A 22,626-nucleotide genomic window follows, 5' to 3' on the forward strand; every position below is an offset into this window, starting at 1 on the left:
AATACCAGGCCATCTACAACATCGAGCGGCGAATCCTCGGCGAGGAACACCCAAACACACTTCGATCTCGTCGTTCGCTAGAAGACGCCGACAATCCCGTTGCCTGAACCCTTCCCAACGGCCGGGGATGGGTTCGGCGAGTACGACACCGCCCGTCAGCCGGGGACCCGGTGGCAAGCCAGTCCTGGGTTTGCACTGGCGCGGCAGGCGGAAGCCAGGTACTCGACGGTGACCAGCCCGCCGGCTTCCGTACCGCCCTGCCCGGGCCTATCGGCCCATCGATGAGATAGTCCTTGTCGAGCTGGCCCTGCGGTTGGCCTAGCGTGGCGCGGGCGCGGCCACCGGCAACTGCCGGTGGCCTTCCGTCCCGGCGCCGAAGGCAGCCGGGGCGGCTTGCCGCCGGCCGGCTCACCGCTCCCGCGCCGCGCGGAGCGCGGCGCCTTGATCCAAATGAGAACGTTTCGGCAAACCTCTTGTGGTGCGGCGTGGGGGATGGTCGCCTGACAACAGGTTGCTGATCACCTACTCCACGGGACATCTCGATTTATTGGGGGAGGTACCCCAGAACCTGCTTAGGCGAGATACAATCGCCGTTGAGCGGAATCCTCAAGCTGATGCTTGAATGAATTCATTTTCTTCCAAATTTCGTCAACGAGTTGATTGGTCTCTCCGAAATCGGGGTCGCTAAGGCGACCGTGTGCGATGTTGTTCCGTTCGTTGACGAGGTTCGCGTCCAGCCGGTGGGATAACAGTTCATAGGCTGTCAAGAATCGAAGGCCGAGCGTATCTATGATTTCACGAAATACTTTCGATGAAAGGTTGCTCTCCGTGTCAATGCAGGCATAGGGGTATCGGTCGAATACTTCTGCCTGCTGAGACATCAAGGCGGCTAGCAGGCGAGCGTGAGCAGAGCTTTTTTTGGCTGATCCGTTTGCCATTACGTGACCTCGGACAGCGACTGCCCTCAGAGCAAGGCAGATATCGCCAACCTTCAGTCGCTGTGCCGTAACATGTTTCATGTACGCGTGACTCGCGTCTTTTATGAACCCTTCCCAGTGGGCGTAAAGCATCACCACGACAAGTCGACGATATTGTCGTTCCCCTGTTGTATCTCTTGGGCGAGATCGCCATTCCAGTACGAGTGACGAAAGATCTTTGCGTCGCCGAGCTAGGTTTGCGTCAAGAAAATCACTGAGGTCGGCGGGGGTCGCCAAAGCCACAGCTCACTCTCCCTCGAAGAGACTCCTGCCGATGGGGAGCGATCGTTTCATTCTGTTGACGGCGCTTAAGCCCGTCGCGAATCCCTTAGAATATTCCGGCTTGGACCAGAATTCGATGAATCGTTGCCAGATTTGTTCGGGGGTGAAGGTCACCCGGCCCCAATTGTATCCGAGTCCAAGCGCCACAACCTCGAAGGCGGTAAGTGAGAAACCGCCGTCGCTTCTACCGCGAGCGGAGTTGTAGCGGCGGAGTATGTCCGGACCACCTGCAGCCTCCAGTGCCGTGAAGGTATCCCGGAACACCTGAGCCTCTGCCTCGAACCATGCTGAGTCTCGCTCTGCTATTTCCACTGCTCTTTCAGAAAGGAACTCGTGGATGTTGTCCTTGATCTCAGAAAGCCCCTCTACCGGCATGATTCTGAATACCGCGAAGCGCAGGGCGACGTCCATGTGGTACTTCTCTTCGAGATTCTTGCCCGAGAAGTCGGTAACACTGCGGAAAGCGGGGAAGTTTGCCAGGTCTTCGAGCCACTTATATGCGTCCCGGTTCGCGGCTAGCAGCAAAGCGTTTCGCAACTCTTGTGCCGTCGCAGGGCTTCCATATGAATTGAGTCGCTGAAATAGGTCAAATTTGCCACGTGGACTGCTTTGGCGCTTGATGATCTGAATGTCGAGACGGGATCGCTTGAAGTCAAGCTTATGGGCGGTGGTTAAACAATGTCCATCCCCTTGGTCGTCGAAGGTTACGCCATCTAATTCTTCTCGGAGGTAAGTGGCCGGCGTGCAGCGAAGGGGTTCTAGGATTTCGCCGTCCTCGTCGGTAAGTAGCCCCATGAATTGGAGAATAGTAGAAAGCCTTTGTACCCCATCGACTACATCCCACTTCCCGTCTTCGTCCTGAGCCACAAAGATGCTAGGCAGAGGTATGCCGAGAAGGATGCTTTCGATGAGTCGTGACTTTTGTGATACTGACCAGCGGAAGGCTCGCTGGAACTCGGGATGAACATTCAATTCTCCGTCTCTATATAGGTTACTGAGTTCTCCGATCGACATCGGGAACGCGTCGGTAGCTATTGTCATCCGGAGTTCATCGATTTTAGAGGCCAGGAGCTTGATTCGCTCGGGGGTGTCTGACGTCACGGCTCCTCCGCTGATTCTGCGTCTCATATCTAGCGTGATTAGGGTAGTGCTCGTCTGTGTGAGGTTCAGGTACCCTTTTGCCTCGTCTTCTGCTATGCGACGATTCGTCAGGCTGTACCCTACTGCTTCTTCCTTGCTGGAGATTTCCTTGGAACCGCCGAGACCGGGTCGAACGCATGATTCAAGCGATCTATCCCAAACAATGACGGACACAGTCTTCGGGGAGGAAGGTCGCTAGGCAAGTCTGGATGGTGAATCGGATAAATTCATGTCTGTCGGTGGGTTTGGTGGAATGCCGTGCTCTGCGTAGGTTGGCAGGGTTTGTCGCCATGCTTCAATCGCCGTGCGGATGCGGCGGATTAGGCGGTGTGGTCCGTACTTGTCGAGGTCGCCGCTGGCAACGAAGCGCGATTCGGTGAGTTCGCCATCAACGAAAGTGATCTGCTGCTGATCGGTCTCACCGAGCGTCCCTGCGCTGAAGATGAAAAGGATCTTGTCGCCTTCGTTAAGGGCAGGTGCCCAGTCGACGACGAGCATGGGACCGAGGTCGATGGTGAGGCCGAGTTCTTCGCCGACTTCGCGGATGCAGGCGGCGCGCGGGGACTCTCCGGGCTCGACGTACCCGCCGGGGATGTCCCAGTGGTTCTTGTAGTGCGGCTTGACGAGGAGCACGCGGTCCTGGTCGTCGAAGAAGAGGGCGCCTGCGGCGACGCGTGGGGTGGCCATGAGTGGCGTCTCGGTTCCCGTCACATCGGGCAGCGTAGCCAGCGTGGATCAGTCGAGCACGTTGAGGCGGCGGGCGAGTCCGACCAGCTCGGCGGATGGCTTGCCGCGTTGGCGGCGGATCCAGGTGAGGGCAAGTTGTCGGCTGAGGAAGTGGTGGCGGACCTGTTCGGGGGCCATCTGTTCGGCGTCGAGTAGGGCAGCCTGGGCCTCGCCGGCACGGTTCCAGGAGTTGTAGGCGCGGGCGATCTCCAGGGCATGGCGTACGCGGCGTTCCATGGGTAGGCCGGTGGTGTCGACGCGGGGGCCGAGATCTACGGCGACCTGGACATCGCCGAGTTCGGCGGCGGTGGCAACGCGGTGGATGGCGACGTTGGTAGGGCCGAACGCGGTCCAGAGGTGGTTGCCGTCGGCGCCGAGCTGGGTGGCGGTCTCGTCGGCGGTGGCGAGGAAGGCCCGGGTGGTGCCGGGGTCGTTGGCGCGGGCGGCGGCCATGGCGCCAGACAGGAACAGGGTGCCGTAGACGGACAGCAGGGCGGCTGTCGGCCGGCGTAGGTGGCCTTCGAGGTAGGCGGCGGCGTCCTCGGTGAGGCGTACGGCTTCCCGGTAGCGGCCGGTGGAGTGCAGCGCGTGGCCGACCGACCGGAGTAGGGAACCGGTGACGACCGGGTCGCCGGTGGGGCGTACGGCGGCGAGGCCGCGGTCGGCTGCGATCCAGGCGAGGTCGGTCTCGCCGAGTTTGGTGAGCTGGGTTGCGGCGAGTTGGTAGGTGAGTCCGAGGAGTCGGCGGGCCTGGTCCTGGTCGTCCCCGTCGAGTCCGTCGGCGGCGGCCTGAGCGCGGTGGAGCAGGTCGGGTAGGCGGCCGGTGACGTACCCGAATCGGGACTCCTGGTAGGCGCTCCACAGCGCGGCCACGTCCTGCTTGAGGCCGATGACGCTGGGCAACTCCTGGCCGTCGCTGGGGTGGCCGAACGGGGAGATGGCGCGGTAGTTCATCAGGGCGGCCCGTAGGGCGGGCACGGTGTCGGCGCCGCTGTCGGCGGTCCAGTCGAGCAGGGACGGTTCGGCAAGAAGATCGCCGAGCGAGATGTCGAGAACGTCGGCGAGGCTCTTGATGACGGAGAGTCGGTCCAGCTCGATGCGGTTGTTCTCGATCTTTCCGAGCCAGTCGCCGCTACGGCCGACCAGTCCGGCGAGGACTTCCTGAGACAGTCCGCGTCGGCGGCGGTACCAGGCGACGCGTTCGCCGATCGTGAGTGTGCTGGGCATGCCGCGCACGATGCCTCCCCTGGCCGTGGTGACCCCGGAATGATTTTCCGGGTTGTTGGCCCGGTTGTGCCACAACCTGTGTCAATGATCGAGCACAACCTGTTGACCGCTTGTCGTTCCTGTGCTGGCAACGGCTGGAAGTACGTCACTCGGCGGGTGGCGCTGCGGTCGGTGGCGGCGTCGGGCGGGTCGTCGCGGTCGTTGGCGCGGCGGTCGTGTCTGGACTGCTCGGGTTCTGGTCGGGTGTCGGTGTCGTGAGCTGGGCGTCGGGGTGGGTGCCGGCGCTTGGTTGCACGGTCGACGTGTAGCCGTCTGAATGCCCGCCTGCCTCGGCGCCCTTCCAACCCTTGCGGGAGGGGATGGCGTGGTGGTGCCGAAGGTGGGTGACGTGTTGTTGCTGGACGGGCGGGCGTCGGTTCAGTTCGCGGGGGGCCGGAGGGTGGTGTTGCGGGTGACTGCGGTGTCTTCGCGCACGACGTATCACGGGTGGTGCTGGCTGACCGGGTACGCGTTGGATCGGACCGGGCAGGCGGTCGATCGGCGGGAGGTCTTCGTGCAGCTTGCCGGGCTGTGCCTCGTTCCGGCGCCGTCGCCTCGGTCCGGCTGGCCTCGGAGCCCGTTGGCACCGGCTCGGGGGCGTCGTGTTTGACGTCCGGGTGCGGCTTGGTGAGACGGTTCGGATCGAGGCTGCGGACAGGTTCCGTCCGACGGACGGGCCGGTGGTGTTGTGGGTGACCGGGGTGCGGTTGGTGGCGAATCGGCCGGAGCAGTACGAGTGGGTGTGGCTGGAGGGCGTGAAGATCATGCACGACGGTCGGTCGGGTGATCAGGCGCAGATCCTCGTCCGTGCTTGCCTTCTCGCGCCCGTGGCTTCGGAGTCGCCTGGGTGGCGTCCGTGAGGCGCCCTTATCTGACTCCGGCTGAGGAGGCGGGGTTGCGGCTGGCTCAGAAGCAGTTTGAGGAGCACACCCCGTTGAGTAGCGATGGCCGCTGCCCCATCTGCGGGGACCTGGACTCGTGTTCGCGTCGTCGGGCTGCGTTGTGGATGTTCAGCATGGCCCGCCGGCTGCCCCAGCGCCGGCCTGGTGCGACCCGCCCGGACTTGATTGGTGTGCCGTCTTCGTCGTGGTCGGGTTGGTTCACGTCGGTGCGGGATGCTGGCGCTGACGACTGACCTTGCTTGTGCCGTCAAGCTGCCAGGCTTTACGCTCCTGTCCTGACATGCTGTGATCATTTGATGGTGGGGTGCCCACGATGGCGTACGAGATTCCTACGCCGAAGTACCTGCGGGTGTTGAACACGCTGCGGGAGCGTATCGAGGACGACACTTACGCGCCGGGGGCGGCGCTGCCGTCGGAGAGTCAACTGTGCGCGGAGTTCAAGGTGTCTCGGCCGACAGTGCTGAAGGCGCTCGGGATCTTGAAGCAGGACGGGTGGATCGAGTCCCAGCAGGGCAAGGGCAGCTTCGTGCGGGGCCGTCCGCCGTCGGGCCGCACCTCTCCCGAGTACGCCCGGGACGCGGTCGAGTTGGACGAGACCGGTGAGGTCGAGATCTTGCATGTCGGGCCGGTGCTCGCCTCGGCCCGGATCGCCGCCGAACTGGGCATCCCCGAGGGAACCCCGGTCTACGAGCGGCGGCGCCGGACGGTGACGCCGTCCGGGCCGGTGGACCTGGTCGCCACCTTCGTTCCGGTCGACATCGCCGTCGGTACCGCTGTAATCAAGCCAGATCCAATCGGAGGCGGCCTGCTGGAGCACATCAGCGGGGCCAAAGGGCTGCGGGGGGACTACGCCACCGAGCGCATGACAGCTCGTCGGGTCAGCCCGGACGAAGCGAAGGCACTGGACGTGCCGGAGGACGAGCCGGTCCTGAGCGTTGTCCTGACCGTGCACCAGGCGTCCGGGGATCCGATCCTGACCTCGGTTCTCGTCATGCCGGGCAGTCGGCACGAGCTCGAGGACACCTACCCCTTGTCGTGAGCTAGTTGAACCAGCAGATGACGGCGTGGCCGTCCTTCGCGGCGGCGGTGAAGAACTCCCGTACGTAGGGCAGGTGGTGGCTGACCCATCCGAGCTGGTCGGGTTGGTCCCAGATCTTCGGGTAGATGTCCGCGCGGGTCAGTTCCGCTTGGTCGACTCCTCGGGTGAGGTCGTCCTCGGTGAGGTTCGCGAGCGCATCTGCGGCGGTGGCTACCTGGTTGGGCGTGAGGTAGCGGGGGTGCCCGTATCCCCATGCACTGTCGAGGTCGTCAAGGTCTTCGTCGTCGAGATCGTCGTCGGTGTCGACGTCGGGGGTGTCGACGAACGGCTCGGCGCCGTACACGATGGGAAGGTCGAAGCCGCGCCGCTCAAGCAGGAACCCGAAGGCTTGCCGTGCCTTGTCGGTGCCGCACACTCGCCATTCCTCGTTGTCCTCGGCCGACCTGGCGAGGTCGAGCGCCCAGTCGAGGTCGTCCTTGGCCCGCGCCAACTCGGCCGGTGTCACCCGTAGCCAGTTCCCGTTGATGCTCATGGGCCGGCAGCGTAGGTCCGGTCACCGATACTCCCGGCCGTCCACAATCCATGAACCGGCGTCAGATTCTCTTGCTTGTGTTTACAGGCTGACGTAACTTGGTAGCTCAACCGGATGTCATGGTGACGACCGGGTGGAGCTAGGAGGCTACGTAGTGGTTCCGCTGACGTTGAAGGTCCCGGTCCCGTTCGACTACGTCTTTCCGGCCGGCGCGCTGTGCCTCGGCGTCGCGCCCCAGGTCGACTTCGACCGGCGCGGCCAGGGCGACGACCAGGCGCGGGACAAGGAGACCGGGGAGCGGGTGTGGCTGGTCCGGGTCCTCGACCTGGACCCGGAGGCAGGCAAGTTCGGCCGGTCCACTGAGGTCAAGGTGAAGGTCGTCGCGCCCCAGCAGCCGGTCCCGCCGGCATCGACCGTGCCGGGCTATCCACCGGCGATCCAGTTCGAGGGGCTGACCCTCACCCCGTACGTCGATTCGCAGCGGTGCAAGGGGGCCGGGCAGTGCAAGGCCCGGATGGCGTACTCGCTGCGCGCTACTGCGATGGTCCCGGCCGCTGGTCTCGCCGCCACTGCTGCCTGACCTCGGAGTACCGCACGTGGGGCGGGCCGTTCGTCCGCCAAGATTCCCGGCCCGCCCCGCGCCCCAACCCATCCCTCATGTCGAAGGAGGGCCTTGTGCCCACCGTAGATCCCCCTGCCCGAAACCCGTTTACACCCATCGACCAGGAACCGGCAGACGAGCCGTTGGCCCCGTTCTGCGCCGACCTGTCCGCCCTGCTGCGGACCATGCCCGGCCTGTCCACCACGCCACGGGAGCGGACGGACTGGTTCGACCGTAAGGCCGACCTGCTGGAGCGGGTCGCCGCCGAAGACCCGGGCTGCGACCCGGACGAGGTCCGCGAACTGGCCCGGACTGCTCGCGTCAAGGCGGACGAACTGCGGCGGGGGTGCTCCTGATGGCCCGTGCCCGTTTCCCCGGTCCTCGGCATCTGGTCTGGAACCTGCTCATGGTCGTGCGACGTGCGCTGGGCCTGCGGCCGGCGGCGCTGCTGGTCGACGAGATCCGCTGCCCACGCTGCGGTGAGTGGGTCAAGCCGCGCCGGTTCGACTTGCGGCACATGGCCTGCCGTACCTGCCGGGCGACCTTCGCTCGGCCTCGGCGTACCGGGGTGCTGCTGTGGTAGCCGCTCACCCGACGGCGACGCGGGGCGGTGGTCCGTCGTGCCGCTGATCAACGTCATACCGGGGGAGAAGATCCCGGTTGCGCCGATGAACGTGCGGCTGCCGGCGTGGCGGATGCCCGGATGGCTGCTGGTGTTCTGGTGGCTGGCCCGGGGCCTGGTCCGCCTGACGGTCGTAGCGGTCCGGTACTGGTGGCTGACCGGCCCGGCTGTCGCTGCCCTGTGGGTGCACGCCCGGTACGGGTGGCTGGTGCTGGCCGCTGTGGTCCTGGTCGTCATCGCCGCGTGTGTCGGCTGGTGGCGGTGGCATCCGGCGTCGTGGCTGCGGTTCGGCTGGTACCCGATGGTGGCCCGCTGCCGCCGGCTGTGGGTCTACCGGCGCGGCTGGGCCTCCACCATGGCCACCTGCGGCCTGGCGACCGCGTTTGCCGGGGACCGGTACGTGCCGCAACTGCTCAAGGTGCGGTGTGACCGGTACGTCGATGAGGTCACCGTCCGGATGCTGCCCGGCCAGCTTCCCGACGACTGGGCGGGAGCGGCGCAACGGCTGGCGTACGCGTTCCGGCTCCGCGACGGGCAGGCCCGGTCCGCAAAGCGGCCGGATCGTGTGATCCTGCGGTTCCTGCGCCGTGACCCGCTCGCCGCCACCGTGGCATCTCTGCCGGTGCCCGACCTGCCGGACTTCGCCGCGCTACTCCTCGGTGTGCGGGAGGACGGGAGGACTTACCGGCTGCGGCTGGCGGGGACGCATGTGCTGGTGGCCGGTGCGACGAACTCCGGCAAGGGATCGGTGCTGTGGTCGCTGATCGCTTCCCTGGCCGGTGGGGTCCGCTCGGGGCTGGTCGAGTTGTGGGTGTTCGATCCCAAGGGCGGTATGGAGCTGGCGGCAGGGCTGCCGTTGTTCGCCCGGTTCTCTTACGAGGACCCGGACGGCATGGCCGGCGTTCTGGAAGAGGCCGTGAAACGGATGCGGCTGCGGGCGGCCCGGCTGCGGGGCGTCGCCCGGCAGCACACCCCGAGCCCGGACGACCCGCTGATCGTCCTCGTCGTTGACGAGCTGGCGGCGCTGACCGCGTACATCTCCGACCGGAAGGTCAAGGAGCGAATCAAGGACGCGCTGTCCCTGCTGCTGTCTCAGGGGCGGGCGGTCGGGGTGCATGTGGTCGCGGCGTTGCAGGATCCGCGTAAGGAGGTGCTGCCGTTTCGGGACCTGTTCCCGACCCGGATCGGGCTACGGCTGACCGAACCCGAGCAATGCGACCTGGTCCTCGGCGACGGTGCTCGCGACCGGGGCGCGCTGTGTGACCAGATCCCCGAATCGGCGGCCGGCGTCGGCTACGTCGCGTTGGACGGCGTCCGGGATCCGGTCCGGGTCCGGTTCTCTTACCTCACCGACGCCGATATCCGCGACCTCGGCCGCACCTACCGGCGGCTCTGCGACAGCGACCAGCAGCCGGAGGTGTCGGCATGACCGGCGACGTAAAGAGCCGTAGCGAGCGAGTGGAGGGCGTCGTCCTGGTCGCCATCCTCCTCGTCGTCGGTGGGCTGGCCGGCGCGGCGTCGTTCACCCACGTCCACGACTGGACCATGGCGAACTCGCCAGCCGGTACCGGGGACTGGTTCGGCTGGGCCAACGCCGCGATCTCCGAACTCATCCCCATCGCCGCACTACTGACCATCCGCCGCCGACGCCGCACCGGCGGACCGATCGGCTATCCGATGTCCCTCCTCGTCGCCGCCGTCGCTCTGTCCCTGTCTGCGCAACTCGCGGTGGCGAAACCGGGACTGTCCGGGTGGCTGCTGTCCGCCGTTCCTGCCCTGGCGTTCCTCGGACTGTCCAAGCTCGTCCTCACCACCAAACCCACCCCGACCCCGTCCCCACAGCCGTCCTCGGCCAGCCAACCCGTCCCGGCCGATGCCGCCAACAAGGACGAACCTCGTCCCGAACCGGTACCCAACCAGGTCAACGTCCAGGACCGACAGGAGGGGACCGATGACGGCCAGGACGTAGACGCCGATCGTCGGGACGGCCGGGACGAGCCGGCTGACCCCCGGGACGGCGGGGACGAATGGCAGGACGACGGCCAGGCGGTGCCCGTAGACCTGGTTCAGCTCGCCCGGCAGGCTGCCGCGCGGCATCGGTCCGCGACCGGGCGCGGGATTACCCGCGACGAACTCCGGGCCGCACTACGGGTCGCCAACGGGACGGCGTCCGACCTCCTCCGGCTGATCCGCGAACCCGACCGGCCCGCGCTCGTCCCCGTCCCCGCAGCCGCGTTCGTAGCCCGCAACGGCACCCACCGACCCGCAAGCCCCGAGGTGAACCGTTGACCGTCACCCCAATTCCACTCACCCCGACCGTCCCAGCGGGGAACGCTGAGCAGCCTCGGCCAGGTTCCCGGGCGGACCGGATGCGCAAGCCGCTGGCCAAGGATGCGCTGCGGCAGCTCGCCGAACAGCACGGCGTCTGCGTCCGCCCCCTTGCCCTGCGGCGCACCGACACGGAAACCGGGGTGACCGAGGTCGTTGAGGTGCCGTGCGGGGCGACCCTCGCCGCGAAGTGCAAGCCCTGCGCGGAACGAGGGCGGCGGTTGCGGATCCAGCAGATCCGGGAGGGCTGGCACCTCGCCGACGAACCCGCCATCCGACCGGAACACCCGAGCGAGGACGTTCTATCCCTGGTCCGGGTCCGGGCACACATGGAGTTCGAGCGGGAAGCGCTCCAGTACCAGCCGATGCACCCCGACGAACGGGCCGCCCAACTCGTCGACCTCGACCAGGGCATCAGCGAGTTAGACGAAGCCCTGGCGGCCACGGACCTACGCGGGCACCTCACCCCACGGGAGCGCACCGACCGGCCCCGGCGGAAGCGATCGACGAAACGGCGGCAGGACTCACCCGACCTGCCCCGGCTACCCGTCGACCCGCGCACCGTCGGCCGCGCCTACGCCGGGCGGGCCGGCAAGACCTACCGGCCGTCGATGCTCGTCACGCTCACCCTCGGCTCGCACGGGCCGGTGCACTCCCACTTCCGGCGGGGTGCCTACGTCGCACCGTGCGAGTGTGGGCAGCGGCACGGGCCGCACGATGACGTGCTCGGTACCCCGGTCGATCCGGCCGGCTACGACTACCGGCGGGCGGCGCTCGACTCGATTCACTTCGCCCGGGTGCTTGACCGGTGGTGGCAGAACGTCCGCCGGGCCGCCGGCTGGAACGTCCAGTACGCCGGAGCCGTCGAGCTGCAACGCCGGTTGGCGCCACACGCGCACTTCGCGATCCGGGGCACCCTGCCCCGACGCCTGTTGAAGCAGATCGCCGCCGCGACCTACCACCAGGTCTGGTGGCCAGCGTTCGACGAACCGGTCTACACCGTCGACCGGCCGCCGGTCTGGGACGTCGAGGAACAGGCGTACGTCGACCCCAAGACACGCCAACCGCTGACCCCGTGGTCGCACGCGTTGGACGAGTTGGAGGAGTCCGACGCGCGGCCGGCGTATGTCGCCCGGCTCGGCCGTATCGACGCGCGGGGGATCGAGCAGGGCACCAAGGATGCTGAACGGTCGATCCGGTACGTGACGAAGTACGTCACCAAAGACCTGACCGACCAGGCCAAGCCAAGGTCCGAGGCGCAGAAGGCGCACTTCGACCGGCTCCACGCCGAACTTTCCGTCCTGCCCTGCTCGCCCACCTGCGCGAACTGGCTGCTGTACGGCGTCCAGCCCGATGGGGTCAAGGCAGGCTTGACCCCTGGCCGGTGTACCGGGAAGGTCCACCAACGCTCGACGCTCGGCTTCACCGGCCGGCGGGTCCTGGTCTCCCGGCAGTGGTCCGGCAAGACCCTGGCCGACCACCGCGCCGACAACCGGGCCTGGATTCGCGCCATCCTCGCTGGCGGCATGGCCGACACCTACCCGGCCGACGAGGACCAGGGCGACGAGCACGGCCAGGACCAGGCGGCGGCCGACAACCCACAGCGGTATCGGTTCGAGCTGGCCCGGCCCGAAGACCCCGACGTCCTGCCCTTGGAACACCGCATCCTGCGCGCCGTCTCGGCCCGCATCCGCTGGCGAACAGACCTCGACGCGGCCCGTCAACGCGCGTCCGGCCCTGTTTCGGCAACCGCCGCACCCCTCTCCCCCGCAGCCTGAGCAGAAGGGAACTCATGTCCACCGTCGTACCCCTCATCGCCCGGCGGACGGCCCGACCGGCTGAACCCGCCTCGCTTCCAACGCCTGAAACCCGTCCGGCGCGTGCCGTCTACACCGTGCGGGAGGTCGCCGCGCTGCTGTCGCTGTCGACCAGTACGGCGTACGCGCTCGTCCGGTCCGGTGACATCCCCGCCGAACGGCTCGGCCGGCGCTGGGTCATTCCCCGGACCCGGTTCCACGCCTGGCTGGACGGCACCTCGGCCGGCCCCTCCGCTCTTTCGGCAACTGGTACCGACACGTCTCGAAGGAGCTGGTGACCGATGGGCTTCCTCAAGAAGACGCCGGCCGGGACCTACCGGGCGAACTGGCGCGACGCCGCGAACCGGCAGAAGGCGAAGACCTTCCGCACCAAGAAGGAGGCGAACGCGTTCCTTGCCGAGGTCGAGGGCGCGTTGAACCGGGGCACCTACGTCGACCCGCACGCGGGCAAGGTGCAGTTCGGTGAGTTCGCCCGTCGTTGGCTCGCCGGTCGGTCGGTAGAGGCTCGAACCGCCGAGCGGACGCTGTCGATGCTGCGTACTCACCTGCTGCCCAAGTGGGCCGACTGGCCGCTTGCCCGGATCGATCACCTGGCGGTGCAGGAGTGGGTGTCTGAGCTGGGCAACGGTCTCGCTCCGGCGAGCGTGGCCAAGTGCTACGGCCTGCTGTCGATGATCCTGCAAACCGCAGTACGCGCCCGGCTGATCGCGGTCAACCCTGCCGAGGGCGTCAAGGTGCCGCGCAACCGGGCCGGTGAGGCACGCCCGGCCACGATCAGCCGAGAGGCGTTCTTCGGCAAGCTGCTGCCGTCGGTGCCGGCGGAATATCAGGCGCTTGTCCTGGCCGCTGCCGGCACCGGTCTGCGCTGGGGTGAGTGCGCCGGGCTGCCGTGGGGATCAGTCGACCTGGAGCGCGCGGTCCTGCGGGTCGAGCAGGTGGCGGTGGAGACGCACGGCGGCATCCTCATCCGGCCGTACCCGAAGACTCGCGCGGGTGTGCGGAAGGTGCCGATGCCGGCGTTCCTGGTCGAGGCACTGCGCCAGCAGCTCGGGGACGCAAAGCCCGACCGGCGGGCGCTGGTCTTCGTCGACCGGGACGGCGGTTCGCTGCGGCGGTCGAACTTCCGGCGCCGGACCTGGCTCCCCTCGCTGGTTCGGGCCGGGCTGCTCGGCCAGGTCGTCAACCTCGGGCGGCGACGGTGGCAGGCGCACTGGCCGGGTCACGATGGGGCAACGCTGTCGGCAGAGTTCACCACCGAGCGCGCGGCGGTGGCCCACGTGGCGCAGAACGCCGTGGGCGGCCTGCGATTCCACGACCTGCGGCACTCGTACGCGACGTGGTTGGTCACCGACGGCGTCCCTGTCAACCTCGTGCAGCGGGTGATGGGACACGAGCAGGCGTCGACCACGCTCAACCGGTACACCCACACCCCGGACGACTACGCCGACCGGGTCCGCCGAACCTTCGCTGACGATTCGCTGACTTTCGAGCCTCCGGAGCCGCCACAGGACCCGGAGGAGTCGCCAGAAAAAGCGGTGTGACCAGCGTGAATACGCTTAACTCCCAAAAGCGACGACCCCCGTCGGGGGGAGACGGGGGTCGTCTGGGGTTCGGCTCCGGGGGGGTCGAGCCGAACCCACCCGGCGGTCACGGGGGGTGCGACCGCCGAGGTCTACCGAGCACAGAGGATATGAAAGTGTGTCGTAAATACAAGCATGCCTGAGTCGACCCGTATACGTCGAGTGGCGTTAACTTCCACTCCCTGCGAAAGTCCGCTCTCAGCCTGTGACTGTGATCACCCATGGGCTGATCGGCCGATCAGGGGACAACCGGTCGGCAGGTGCCAAAGGTGACCCCGCGCACCCGCTGACCATAGACCATCCGGCTAGACTTTCGCGCCGTGGGCCGAAGCGCCGCTTTCTTCGATCTGGACAAGACCGTCATCGCCAAGTCGAGCGCGTTGGCGTTCGGTCGGCCGTTCTACCGGGACGGGCTGATCACACGCCGCGACGTGGTCAAGTCCGCGTACGCCCAGCTCATGTTCCGGCTGGGCGGGACGGACGAGCAGACGATGGCTCGTACCCGGGACTATCTGGCGACCCTGTGCAAGGGCTGGCCGGTGGACCAGGTCCGCCAGATCGTCGCCGAGACATTGCACGAGCTGATCAACCCCTACGTGTACGCCGAGGCAGCCGCCCTGATCGAGGAGCACCAGGCTGCCGGCCGGGACGTCGTACTCGTCTCCGCCTCCGGTGAGGAGATGGTCCGGCCGATCGGTGAACTCCTCGGTGTCGCCGACGTGATCGCCACCCGGATGACGGTGGTGGACGGGCGCTACAGCGGCGAGGTCGAGTTCTACGCGGCCGGCCCGAGCAAGGTCGACGCGGTCGGCGAGCTGGCCAAGGAACGCGGCTACGACCTCTCCGCCTCGTACGCCTACTCCGACTCGGTCAGCGACCGCCCGCTGTTGGAGTGTGTCGGCCATCCGAGCGCGGTCAACCCGGACCGGGCGCTGCGCAAGCTCGCCACCGAGAACGGCTGGCCGGTGCTGGAGTTCCGGCATCCCGTGCCGCTGGGCCGTCGCCTCCGCGAGCGCCCCGCCGTGCCGGTAGCGGCGGCGGCCATCGGGGTCGGCGTCGGTGTCGCCATCGGCATCGCCTGGTACGGCCGGCATCGCCGGGCCCGCGCCACCACCGCCTGAGACTCGCGGACCAGGCGCACCCAGCTCGACGACTTCGACGGCCGGGATCGACTGCTCAGGCAGGACCGGGGTCGACAGGGCCCCGGCCACCGGGACGTGAACCGTCGGCCACCGACCCGTTCGTCGGCGACGCGTCGGCTGCCGACCCGTCGACCGTCGACCCGTTCGGCGTCGGGTCGGCCGGGGCCGGATTGGCGAGTACCTCGTCGCCGATCTCGACGAGCCGCTCCGCACCCAGCTCCACCGCCGTCGCGTAGTGCCGCAGCCACGAGCGGAGCCCGTCCGGGGTACCGGTGGTGAAGGCGCCGGCCGCGCCGACGTACTCCGGTTCACGTTCCAGGTGGCCGAGGTCGACCGCGACCAGGCCGCGCGGGTCGAAGCCGGTCGACAGCAGGGCGAGCCGGGCGGCGGCCCGGGCCACCACCCCGGACGGCCCGGCGAAGGGCCGCAGCGCCAGCAATTCTCCGTGTACGACCGCAGCCAGCACCACCGGCGACACCGACGTCCCCCCGGCGACCAGTCCGGCCAACCCGTCCAGCCGCGCGCCGAGCGCCGCCGCCTCGGAGGAGGCCGAGTACTCCGGAGCGGGCCGGCCGAGCGCGTCCTCCGGTACCGTGCCGCGCGCCGCCAGCGTGTGCAGTCGGGCGAGTACCTGGCGGGGCGCCTTCGGCCACAGGTCGGCGAGTCCGGGCAGCGCTCCGGCGACCCGGAGGGCACCCTGGAGCACCGGGTCGGTCACGGTCCCGGCGCGGACCGTCTCGCGCTCGTGGACGTACCCCTCAAGCCCGGCGCTGGCCACCGCGGACCTGAGGCTGACCTCGGCCGCGACCTGGCCGCCGTGCCGGCGCAAGGCGCGGTGCCGCAGCGCCTGGTCGACCCGCTCGCGGGCCCGGTCGACGGCGGGCGCCACGTCGGCGAGGTCGAGCAGCGGGGCGAGCGGGTCGGTGGCCATCCTGTCACCGTAGTTGCCGGTCGGGGCGGCCCGGCGCCGAGCACCGGAACCCCTCGCTCGCCGCTCGGAACCGACGCTCGGCGGCACGCAACCCGACACACCGTGACCGGCGAGCGCCGGGACGCGGCCATTCGGCGCGTCTGGTGACCCGAGCGGTACGGACCCCTCGCCCCAGGTACCGGGCCCGATTAACCTCCTACCGAACGACCCGTACGCGACGCCTGAGGAGCCACCCACCATGAGCGAGACTCTGGCAAACCTGCTGCAGGAGACCCGGCAGTTCCCGCCGCCGGCCGATCTTGCCTCCGCCGCCAACGTCAAGGCAGACGCCTACGACGAGGCCGCCGAGGACCGGTTGGCGTTCTGGGAGCGCCAGGCGGGCCGGCTGGACTGGGCGCAGCAGTGGGACCAGGTGCTCGACTGGACCAATCCGCCGTTCGCCAAGTGGTTCGTCGGCGGGAAGCTCAACGTCGCCTACAACTGCCTGGACCGGCACGTCGCGGCCGGCAACGGCGACCGGGTGGCCATCCACTGGGAGGGCGAGCCCGGCGACAACCGCAGCATCACGTACGCCGAACTGCTCGCCCTGACCAGCCAGGCGGCGAACGCGCTGACCGACCTCGGGGTGACCGCCGGTGACCGGGTGGCGATCTACCTGCCGATGATTCCGGAGGCCGCGGTCGCGATGCTGGCCTGCGCCCGGATCGGTGCCACCCACAGCGTGGTCTTCGGCGGCTTCTCCGCCGACGCGCTGACCAACCGGATCCAGGATGCCAGCGCCAAGGTCGTGATCACCGCGGACGGCGGGTTCCGCCGGGGCAAGCCGTCGGCCTTGAAGCCGACCGTCGACGAGGCGGTCGCCAAGTGCCCGACGATCGAGCACGTGCTGGTGGTCCGGCGTACCGGGCAGGAGGTGGCCTGGGACAGCGAGAAGGACGTCTGGTGGCACGAGGCGGTGGAGACCGCCTCGGCCGAGCACACCGCCGAGGCGTTCGACGCCGAGCACCCGCTCTTCATCCTCTACACCAGCGGCACGACGGCGAAGCCGAAAGGCATCCTGCACACCACCGGCGGCTATCTGACCCAGGCGGCGTACACCCACCACGCGGTCTTCGACCTGAAGCCGGAGACCGACGTCTACTGGTGCAGCGCCGACATCGGCTGGGTCACCGGGCACTCCTACATCGTGTACGGCCCGCTGGCCAACGGCGCCACCCAGCTCATGTACGAGGGCACCCCGGACACCCCGCACAAGGGCCGCTTCTGGGAGCTGGTGCAGAAGCACAAGGTGACGATCCTCTACACCGCGCCGACCCTGATCCGCACCATGATGAAGTGGGGCGACGACATCCCGAAGCAGTACGACCTGTCGTCGCTGCGGCTGCTCGGCAGCGTCGGCGAGCCGATCAACCCGGAGGCGTGGATCTGGTACCGGGAGAACATCGGTCGCGGCGGGTGCCCGATCGTCGACACCTGGTGGCAGACCGAGACCGGCGCCATCATGATCTCGCCGCTGCCCGGGGTGACCGCCACCAAGCCGGGCAGCGCGATGCGCCCGTTGCCGGGGATCAGCGCCGACGTGGTGGACGACCAGGCGCAGTCGGTGCCGGACGGTGGCGGCGGCTTCCTGGTGCTGCGTGAGCCGTGGCCGTCGATGCTGCGCACCATCTGGGGCGACGACCAGCGGTTCATCGACACCTACTGGTCCCGCTTCGACGGGCTGTACTTCGCCGGTGACGGGGCGAAGAAGGACGACGACGGCGACCTGTGGCTGCTCGGCCGGGTCGACGACGTGATGCTGGTGTCCGGGCACAACATCTCCACGACCGAGGTGGAGTCGGCGCTGGTGTCGCACCCGTCGGTCGCCGAGGCGGCGGTGGTCGGCGCCACCGACCCGACCACCGGTCAGGCGATCGTCGCGTTCACCATTCCGCGCGGCTCGGTCGACACCGAGGGGGACGCCGGGGAGGCGCTCATCGCCGAGCTGCGCGAGCACGTCTCGAAGACGCTCGGACCGATCGCCAAGCCTCGGCAGATCATGTTGGTGCCGGAGCTGCCGAAGACCCGGTCCGGCAAAATCATGCGCCGGTTGTTGCGCGACGTGGCCGAGAACCGTTCGCTCGGTGACGTCACCACGTTGCAGGACTCCGCGGTGATGGACCTGATCTCGTCCGGGATGAGTTCCGGCAAGTCCGACGAGGATTGAACCGCGCCGACCCGGTCACCGACGGTAGCCGGCCCGGGTCGGCCGAGCAGCATTTTCACGATGGGCGGGCCCCTCCGGGCCCGCCCGCCGTCGTTGCGGCGGAAGGTGTCGGGGGCGTTGCTCGGGGCGTACGGGTGGTCCGGGTGCGCCGTCCGACCTGGTCGGGTAACCGGGCGGTCATACACGGCCAACCGGGCGCGGACGTGGGATGAACTGCCGAGGTTCCGGCCGTGGCCGAATCGTGACATGCCGATACCCGAAAATAGGCGACCGTTAGAATGCTTTCGCCCTGATTAGACGTAGATCGGGTCACCCTGACGAGCCGTTTTCAACCCGTGACAGCGATCGGTCGATCTGCAAAGGTGGGGCTCGCGTCTGATGACAGTGCCCGCCAAGAGCCGGCCTGTCCTGTAACACTTCCACAAAGGAGGAGGACCTTTGAGGAGACCAGTCACCGCCGGTCTGGCGGGTGCTGCGGCCGCATTGCTGGCCGCGAGCGCGGTCGCCGTGCCGGCGTACGCTGCGCCGGCACCGGCTCCGGTGAAGCAGGAGCCCCAGGGTGCGGCCCACCGGGCCGACAACCTGTCCGACCCGCTCGCCGAGCAGCACCAGGAGGTCCGCAAGGAGGCCATCTCCGCCCTGCTCTCCGGCAAGGCAAAGCTGCAGACCCGCAACGGGTCGAAGGTCATCCAGGTCAAGGCTGACCGGTTCGTCGAGTACCAGCAACCCCCGAAGACGGACCCGATCTTCAGCATCCTGGTCGAGTTCGGCAACCAGAAGGACCCGCGTACGGCCGGCGCCGACGGCCCGCTGCGCAACCAGATCCCCGAGCCGGACCGCAACTACGACGGCGGTGCGACCGACGACAACAACACGATCTGGAAGCCCGACTTCAACCGCCAGTCGTACCTGGACCTGTTCTACGCCAAGGGCAAGGAGTCGATGGCCGACTTCTACCTGAAGCAGTCCGGCGGCCGTTACACGGTCGGCGGCGACGTCAGCGACTGGGTGAAGGTGCCCTTCAACCAGGCTCGCTACGGCAGCAACAACATCCCCGAGCGGGACGGCTACTGGAACTTCGTCAAGGACACCGCCGACGCCTGGTACCAGTCCCAGGTCGCGGCGGGCAAGACCCCGGCGCAGATCAAGCAGTACCTCGCCCAGTTCGACATCTGGGACCGGTACGACTTCGACGGCGACGGCGACTTCAACGAGCCCGACGGGTACGTCGACCACTTCCAGGCGGTACACGCCGGTGAGGGCGAGGAGGCCGGCGCTGGCCAGCTTCCGGACTCGATCTGGTCGCACCGCTGGGCGGCGTTCACGGACCTCCAGGGCAGCGCCGGACCGGACAACAACAAGCTCGGCGGCGTACAGCTCGGCGACAGCGGTATCTGGATCCGGGACTACACCACCGAGCCCGAGAACGGCGGCCTGGGCGTCTTCGCCCACGAGTACGGCCACGACCTCGGCCTGCCGGACCTGTACGACACCCAGGGCGGCGACAACGGCGTCGGGTTCTGGAGCACCATGGCCTCCGGTTCCTGGCTGAACCACGGCAAGAAGGACATCGGCTCGACGCCGGGCTACTTCGACCCGTGGTCGAAGCTCTTCATGGGCTGGCTGAACTACTCCGAGGTGGAGTCGGACAGCGGCACCACGTACGCCACCCTCGGCGCGGCCGGTGACACCGACGGCCTCGCCCAGGCGGTCGTGGTGAACCTGCCCGACCAGGAGGTCACCACCGAGATCAACACTCCGTTCGCGGGCGAGTACGAGTGGTGGGGCGGCAGCGCCGACGACCTCAGCAACACGCTCACCCGGACCCTCGACCTCACCGGGGCCACCACCGCCGCCATCACGGCGAAGGCCCAGTACGAGATCGAGGAGGACTACGACTACCTCTACGCGGAGGTGTCGACGAACGGCGGGTCCACCTGGACCGCGCTGCCGAACGAGCAGATCGACGAGAGCGAGAACGGCATCGACGGTTCGACCGACGGTGAGTGGGTCGACCTGACCTACGACCTGTCGCCGTACGTCGGGCAGACCGTGCAGTTCCGCTACCGCTACCAGACCGACGGCGGCGTGCACTTCGCCGGCCCGTTCCTGGACAACGTGGCGCTGCTGAAGAACGGCACCCCGGCCTGGACCGACACCGTGGAGACGGCCGACCCGGCGTGGACCACCCGTGGCTTCACCCGGTTCACCGGCACGATCAGCGAGAACGTGCCGCACTTCTACATCGCGGAGTTCCGGACCTACTACGGGTACGACAAGACCCTGGAGACCGGCCCGTACAACTTCGGCTTCACGAACACCCGGCCGGAGTGGGTGGAGCGGTTCAAGAACCACCAGGGCATGCTGGTCTGGTACGTGAACTACGCGTACGGCGACAACGACACCATCGCGCACCCGGGCTTCGGCCTGAACCTGCCGGTGGACGTCCGGCCCGGCCCGATCACGGTCCCCGGCGTCGGCAACATCACCAACCGGCGGAGCAGCTACGACGCCACGTTCAGCAAGTTCACCAAGCCGGCTCAGACGTTCCACCTGAACGGCGTGCCGACGACGGTGCCGAAGCTGAACCCGGTGACGGTCTTCAACGACTCTGACCCGAACAAGTACTGGTCGGCGCAGAACCCGATGAACTCGGTCAAGGTCGCCGGCACCGGCACCAAGATCGAGCTGCTGCTGGAGAACCACCTGATCTCGGACCTGGCGATCATCAAGGTCACCAACTGATCCGCTGATCACGACGATCCGTTGATCGCAAGGATCGACTGATCCGACGTACCCACGGTCGGGGCCGGAAGCGCACGTCGCTTCCGGCCCCGCTCGGTTTCCCGCCTCCGGCGAACCGGGGATCAGGCGCCGGGCAGGGGATCAGGCATCGGGCAGGGCATCAGGCGCCGCCTCGGGGATCAGGCGCCGCGTCGGGGATCAGGCGCCGCGTCGGGCGGACAGGTCGAGCCAGCCGTACCGGTGCTCGCAGGGCGGGCCGGCCGCGATGCCGAGCCGCCGGTCGTCCAGGTCCAGCAGCACCGAGTAGACCGTCTCGGAGCGCTCGGCCGGCGGCATCCGCTCGTCCACGTGCCGGCAGATGCTCTGCGGGAAGCTCGCGTGGTCGCGGAAGAGCGCCGCGAGGTCGCCGTCGCCGACCTTGCCGACCGCCGCCTTCGGCGCCAGCAGCCGCCGGGCCCGGGCGGACCGGAACAGCGACGAGCCACCCCAGTCCTTGATCGTGTCGTAGACCGGCAGCGCCGTCTCCAGATGGTTGGCGTGGGTCAGGTACCCGTCCACCGGGTGCAGCCAGCCGGCGTCCCCCGGCACGAGTTCCAGGTCGATCAGCTCGCCACCGGCCTCCGCCGCCTGCCCCATCAACAGGTTGATCGAGCTGTTCCGGGTACCCCTGAGGACGGCCTTCAACGCCTCGGCCAGGCTGTCCGCCTCCAGCGCCGCCCGCAGCAGCACGTGGTACGGAACGCCCGGCTCGACCCCGGGGCCGGGCAACCCGTCCCGGTCACAGCCGAGCATGTTCACGCAGACGCCGACCCCCGCCGAGTTCAGCCCGGTCTTGGCGACCATCCCCGCCTCGGTCAACGTGAGTACGGTCAGCCCGCGCTCGTCCCGGGTGGCCAGCAGCAGCATCACCGCGCGCTGGTCCGGGTGCCAGTCCCAGTTCTGCCCGAGCAGCAGGTGACCGTTGCCGGTGTGGGTACCGAGCACCCCGACGGTGGTGCACGCCCCCGCCCCGGCGTCCGGCGGACCGGCGTTCCCAGCGCCCGGTGGGACGGCGGTTCCAGCGTCCGGTCGGACGGGGGCACCGGCGTCCGGCGAGGCGGCAGGCGTGCGGTCCCGGTGCCGGCCGTAGATCAGCTCGGTACGGGCGTTCAGCGCGTAGATCTCCTCGACCCGGGCCTCGGCCCCCTCGGCGACCCCGTCCAACAGCTCGGCGACCCGGGGATGGTGCCGCCGGGTGGCCTCCCGGAAAGCCCGTCCGGCATCGACCACCGCCGCCCCGTCCAGCCCGCCCTCCGCACGGAATCGGCGCAGGTAGAACTCCAGGTTCGCGGTGATCAGGTCACGGGCGGCGGCACCGTACCCGGTACCGCACTCGGCCGGCGTACCCTGCACGCGGATCAGCGGCACCGGCAGGTCGGACTGGTCGAGCCGACGGGCGGAAGTCATCCCCGCACGCTAGCCGTAACGGCCGGGCGGCGTCACCGGTGTTACCGGCCACTCGGCGCGTCACCCGCGTTCCTGATCCCCTGGTCAGGAACACCCGGAGCCGGAGTGGTCGGGCCGGGGAAATTCCCCGACGATCCCCTGATCCCTAGGTCGCGCCCGAACCGCCGCCGCCCGTTGGTTCTAGGCTGTGCTGCATGACGGAGCGAATCGGCCAGGTCAGCGAGGCGCGGCGGAGCGGGCACGAGCCGCTCGGCCCCGACGCTCTCGACGCCGCCGAGCGGGCCGAACACGTCGGTGACCGAGCCAGGCAGAAGGGCGATCGGACCGGACAGGTCGGTGGTCGC

At 68.2% G+C, this 22,626-nt stretch carries 17 protein-coding genes and 2 pseudogenes; 12 read left to right on the plus strand and 7 right to left on the minus strand.

All coding sequences use genetic code 11. The features are described 5' to 3' along the window. Window positions 1–572: 572 nt before the first annotated feature. The 4 genes from Pen02_RS29110 to Pen02_RS29125 form a co-directional block, all read right to left on the minus strand. Window positions 573–1,220, minus strand: coding sequence for an MAE_28990/MAE_18760 family HEPN-like nuclease (locus Pen02_RS29110; protein ID WP_203869335.1), 648 nt, complete (start codon window positions 1,218–1,220; stop codon window positions 573–575). Window positions 1,221–1,223: 3 nt separating this feature from the next. Continuing rightward, window positions 1,224–2,360 carry a DUF262 domain-containing protein gene (locus Pen02_RS29115; RefSeq protein ID WP_239141492.1) on the minus strand — a complete coding sequence of 379 codons (1,137 nt, stop codon included), beginning with the start codon at window positions 2,358–2,360 and terminating at the stop codon, window positions 1,224–1,226. A gap of 234 nt (window positions 2,361–2,594) precedes the next feature. Next, on the minus strand, window positions 2,595–3,110 hold the full coding sequence (locus Pen02_RS29120; RefSeq protein WP_239141494.1) for an NUDIX domain-containing protein: 516 nt from the start codon (window positions 3,108–3,110) through the stop codon (window positions 2,595–2,597). 24 nt (window positions 3,111–3,134) lie between these two features. Next, a complete protein-coding gene (locus Pen02_RS29125; RefSeq protein ID WP_203869337.1) occupies window positions 3,135–4,352 on the minus strand; it encodes a helix-turn-helix domain-containing protein in 1,218 nt (405 codons plus the stop codon). Window positions 4,353–5,606: 1,254 nt separating this feature from the next. Here Pen02_RS29125 and Pen02_RS29130 point away from each other — a divergent pair. After that, window positions 5,607–6,332, plus strand: coding sequence for a GntR family transcriptional regulator (locus tag Pen02_RS29130; protein WP_203869338.1), 726 nt, complete (start codon window positions 5,607–5,609; stop codon window positions 6,330–6,332). 1 nt (window position 6,333) lies between these two features. On the opposite strand, the gene Pen02_RS29135 is transcribed toward Pen02_RS29130, so the two are convergent. After that, a complete protein-coding gene (locus Pen02_RS29135) occupies window positions 6,334–6,864 on the minus strand; it encodes a YfbM family protein (protein WP_203869339.1) in 531 nt (176 codons plus the stop codon). A gap of 154 nt (window positions 6,865–7,018) precedes the next feature. On the opposite strand from Pen02_RS29135, the gene Pen02_RS29140 reads away from it, so the two are divergent. The 9 genes and pseudogenes from Pen02_RS29140 to Pen02_RS29180 all read left to right on the plus strand — a co-directional run bounded on the left by Pen02_RS29140 (window position 7,019) and on the right by Pen02_RS29180 (window position 14,933). Further along, a complete protein-coding gene (locus Pen02_RS29140) occupies window positions 7,019–7,444 on the plus strand; it encodes a hypothetical protein (protein WP_203869340.1) in 426 nt (141 codons plus the stop codon). Window positions 7,445–7,539: 95 nt separating this feature from the next. Next, window positions 7,540–7,821 carry a hypothetical protein gene (locus Pen02_RS29145; protein ID WP_203869341.1) on the plus strand — a complete coding sequence of 94 codons (282 nt, stop codon included), beginning with the start codon at window positions 7,540–7,542 and terminating at the stop codon, window positions 7,819–7,821. Beyond that, window positions 7,821–8,048, plus strand: coding sequence for a hypothetical protein (locus Pen02_RS29150; protein ID WP_203869342.1), 228 nt, complete (start codon window positions 7,821–7,823; stop codon window positions 8,046–8,048). The genes Pen02_RS29145 and Pen02_RS29150 overlap by 1 nt, the downstream gene beginning before the upstream one ends. A gap of 37 nt (window positions 8,049–8,085) precedes the next feature. After that, entirely contained in the window at window positions 8,086–9,516 is a 1,431-nt protein-coding gene (locus Pen02_RS29155; RefSeq protein WP_203869343.1) for an FtsK/SpoIIIE domain-containing protein, read from the plus strand. Further along, window positions 9,513–9,959: pseudogene (locus tag Pen02_RS43245) on the plus strand (DUF2637 domain-containing protein); the annotation flags it as partial. The gene Pen02_RS29155 and the pseudogene Pen02_RS43245, both read left to right, overlap by 4 nt. A 497-nt stretch (window positions 9,960–10,456) precedes the next feature. Beyond that, window positions 10,457–12,193 (plus strand): replication initiator, encoded by a 1,737-nt coding sequence (locus Pen02_RS29165; protein ID WP_203869344.1) that lies wholly within the window; start codon window positions 10,457–10,459, stop codon window positions 12,191–12,193. Between the two features lie 116 nt (window positions 12,194–12,309). Then, entirely contained in the window at window positions 12,310–12,510 is a 201-nt protein-coding gene (locus tag Pen02_RS29170) for a helix-turn-helix domain-containing protein (protein WP_239141496.1), read from the plus strand. A 3-nt stretch (window positions 12,511–12,513) separates the two neighbouring features. Further along, on the plus strand, window positions 12,514–13,773 hold the full coding sequence (locus Pen02_RS29175; RefSeq protein WP_203869346.1) for a tyrosine-type recombinase/integrase: 1,260 nt from the start codon (window positions 12,514–12,516) through the stop codon (window positions 13,771–13,773). Window positions 13,774–14,132: 359 nt separating this feature from the next. Then, window positions 14,133–14,933 carry an HAD family hydrolase gene (locus Pen02_RS29180; RefSeq protein ID WP_203869347.1) on the plus strand — a complete coding sequence of 267 codons (801 nt, stop codon included), beginning with the start codon at window positions 14,133–14,135 and terminating at the stop codon, window positions 14,931–14,933. A 193-nt stretch (window positions 14,934–15,126) separates the two neighbouring features. On the opposite strand, the pseudogene Pen02_RS29185 reads toward Pen02_RS29180, so the two are convergent. Beyond that, a pseudogene (locus Pen02_RS29185) lies at window positions 15,127–15,885 on the minus strand (Fic family protein); the annotation flags it as partial. Window positions 15,886–16,123: 238 nt separating this feature from the next. Between Pen02_RS29185 and acs the strand changes: the two are divergent. Beyond that, window positions 16,124–18,091: an acetate--CoA ligase gene (gene acs, locus Pen02_RS29190; protein WP_203869348.1), complete on the plus strand. Its 1,968-nt coding sequence runs from the start codon at window positions 16,124–16,126 to the stop codon at window positions 18,089–18,091. Window positions 18,092–18,529: 438 nt separating this feature from the next. After that, the gene (locus tag Pen02_RS29195; protein ID WP_203869349.1) at window positions 18,530–20,836 is read left to right on the plus strand and encodes an immune inhibitor A domain-containing protein; all 2,307 of its coding nucleotides are present in this window, start codon (window positions 18,530–18,532) and stop codon (window positions 20,834–20,836) included. 198 nt (window positions 20,837–21,034) lie between these two features. Here Pen02_RS29195 and Pen02_RS29200 read toward each other — a convergent pair whose 3' ends face one another. Further along, entirely contained in the window at window positions 21,035–22,282 is a 1,248-nt protein-coding gene (locus Pen02_RS29200) for a C45 family autoproteolytic acyltransferase/hydrolase (RefSeq protein ID WP_203869350.1), read from the minus strand. Window positions 22,283–22,626: the final 344 nt, after the last annotated feature.

The organism is Plantactinospora endophytica (assembly GCF_016862915.1).
In the GTDB taxonomy this organism is placed as follows: Bacteria; Actinomycetota; Actinomycetes; order Mycobacteriales; family Micromonosporaceae; genus Plantactinospora; species Plantactinospora endophytica.

Excerpts from the sequence above, each read along its gene's own strand:
- Pen02_RS29125 (WP_203869337.1), bottom strand. The coding sequence starts at position 4,352 with ATGCCCAGCACACTCACGATCGGCGAACGCGTCGCCTGGTACCGCCGC.
- Pen02_RS29130 (WP_203869338.1), top strand. The coding sequence starts at position 5,607 with ATGGCGTACGAGATTCCTACGCCGAAGTACCTGCGGGTGTTGAACACG.
- Pen02_RS29135 (WP_203869339.1), bottom strand. The coding sequence starts at position 6,864 with ATGAGCATCAACGGGAACTGGCTACGGGTGACACCGGCCGAGTTGGCG.
- Pen02_RS29150 (WP_203869342.1), top strand. The coding sequence starts at position 7,821 with ATGGCCCGTGCCCGTTTCCCCGGTCCTCGGCATCTGGTCTGGAACCTG.
- Pen02_RS29165 (WP_203869344.1), top strand. The coding sequence starts at position 10,457 with ATGCGCAAGCCGCTGGCCAAGGATGCGCTGCGGCAGCTCGCCGAACAG.
- Pen02_RS29175 (WP_203869346.1), top strand. The coding sequence starts at position 12,514 with ATGGGCTTCCTCAAGAAGACGCCGGCCGGGACCTACCGGGCGAACTGG.
- acs (WP_203869348.1), top strand. The coding sequence starts at position 16,124 with ATGAGCGAGACTCTGGCAAACCTGCTGCAGGAGACCCGGCAGTTCCCG.
- Pen02_RS29200 (WP_203869350.1), bottom strand. The coding sequence starts at position 22,282 with ATGACTTCCGCCCGTCGGCTCGACCAGTCCGACCTGCCGGTGCCGCTG.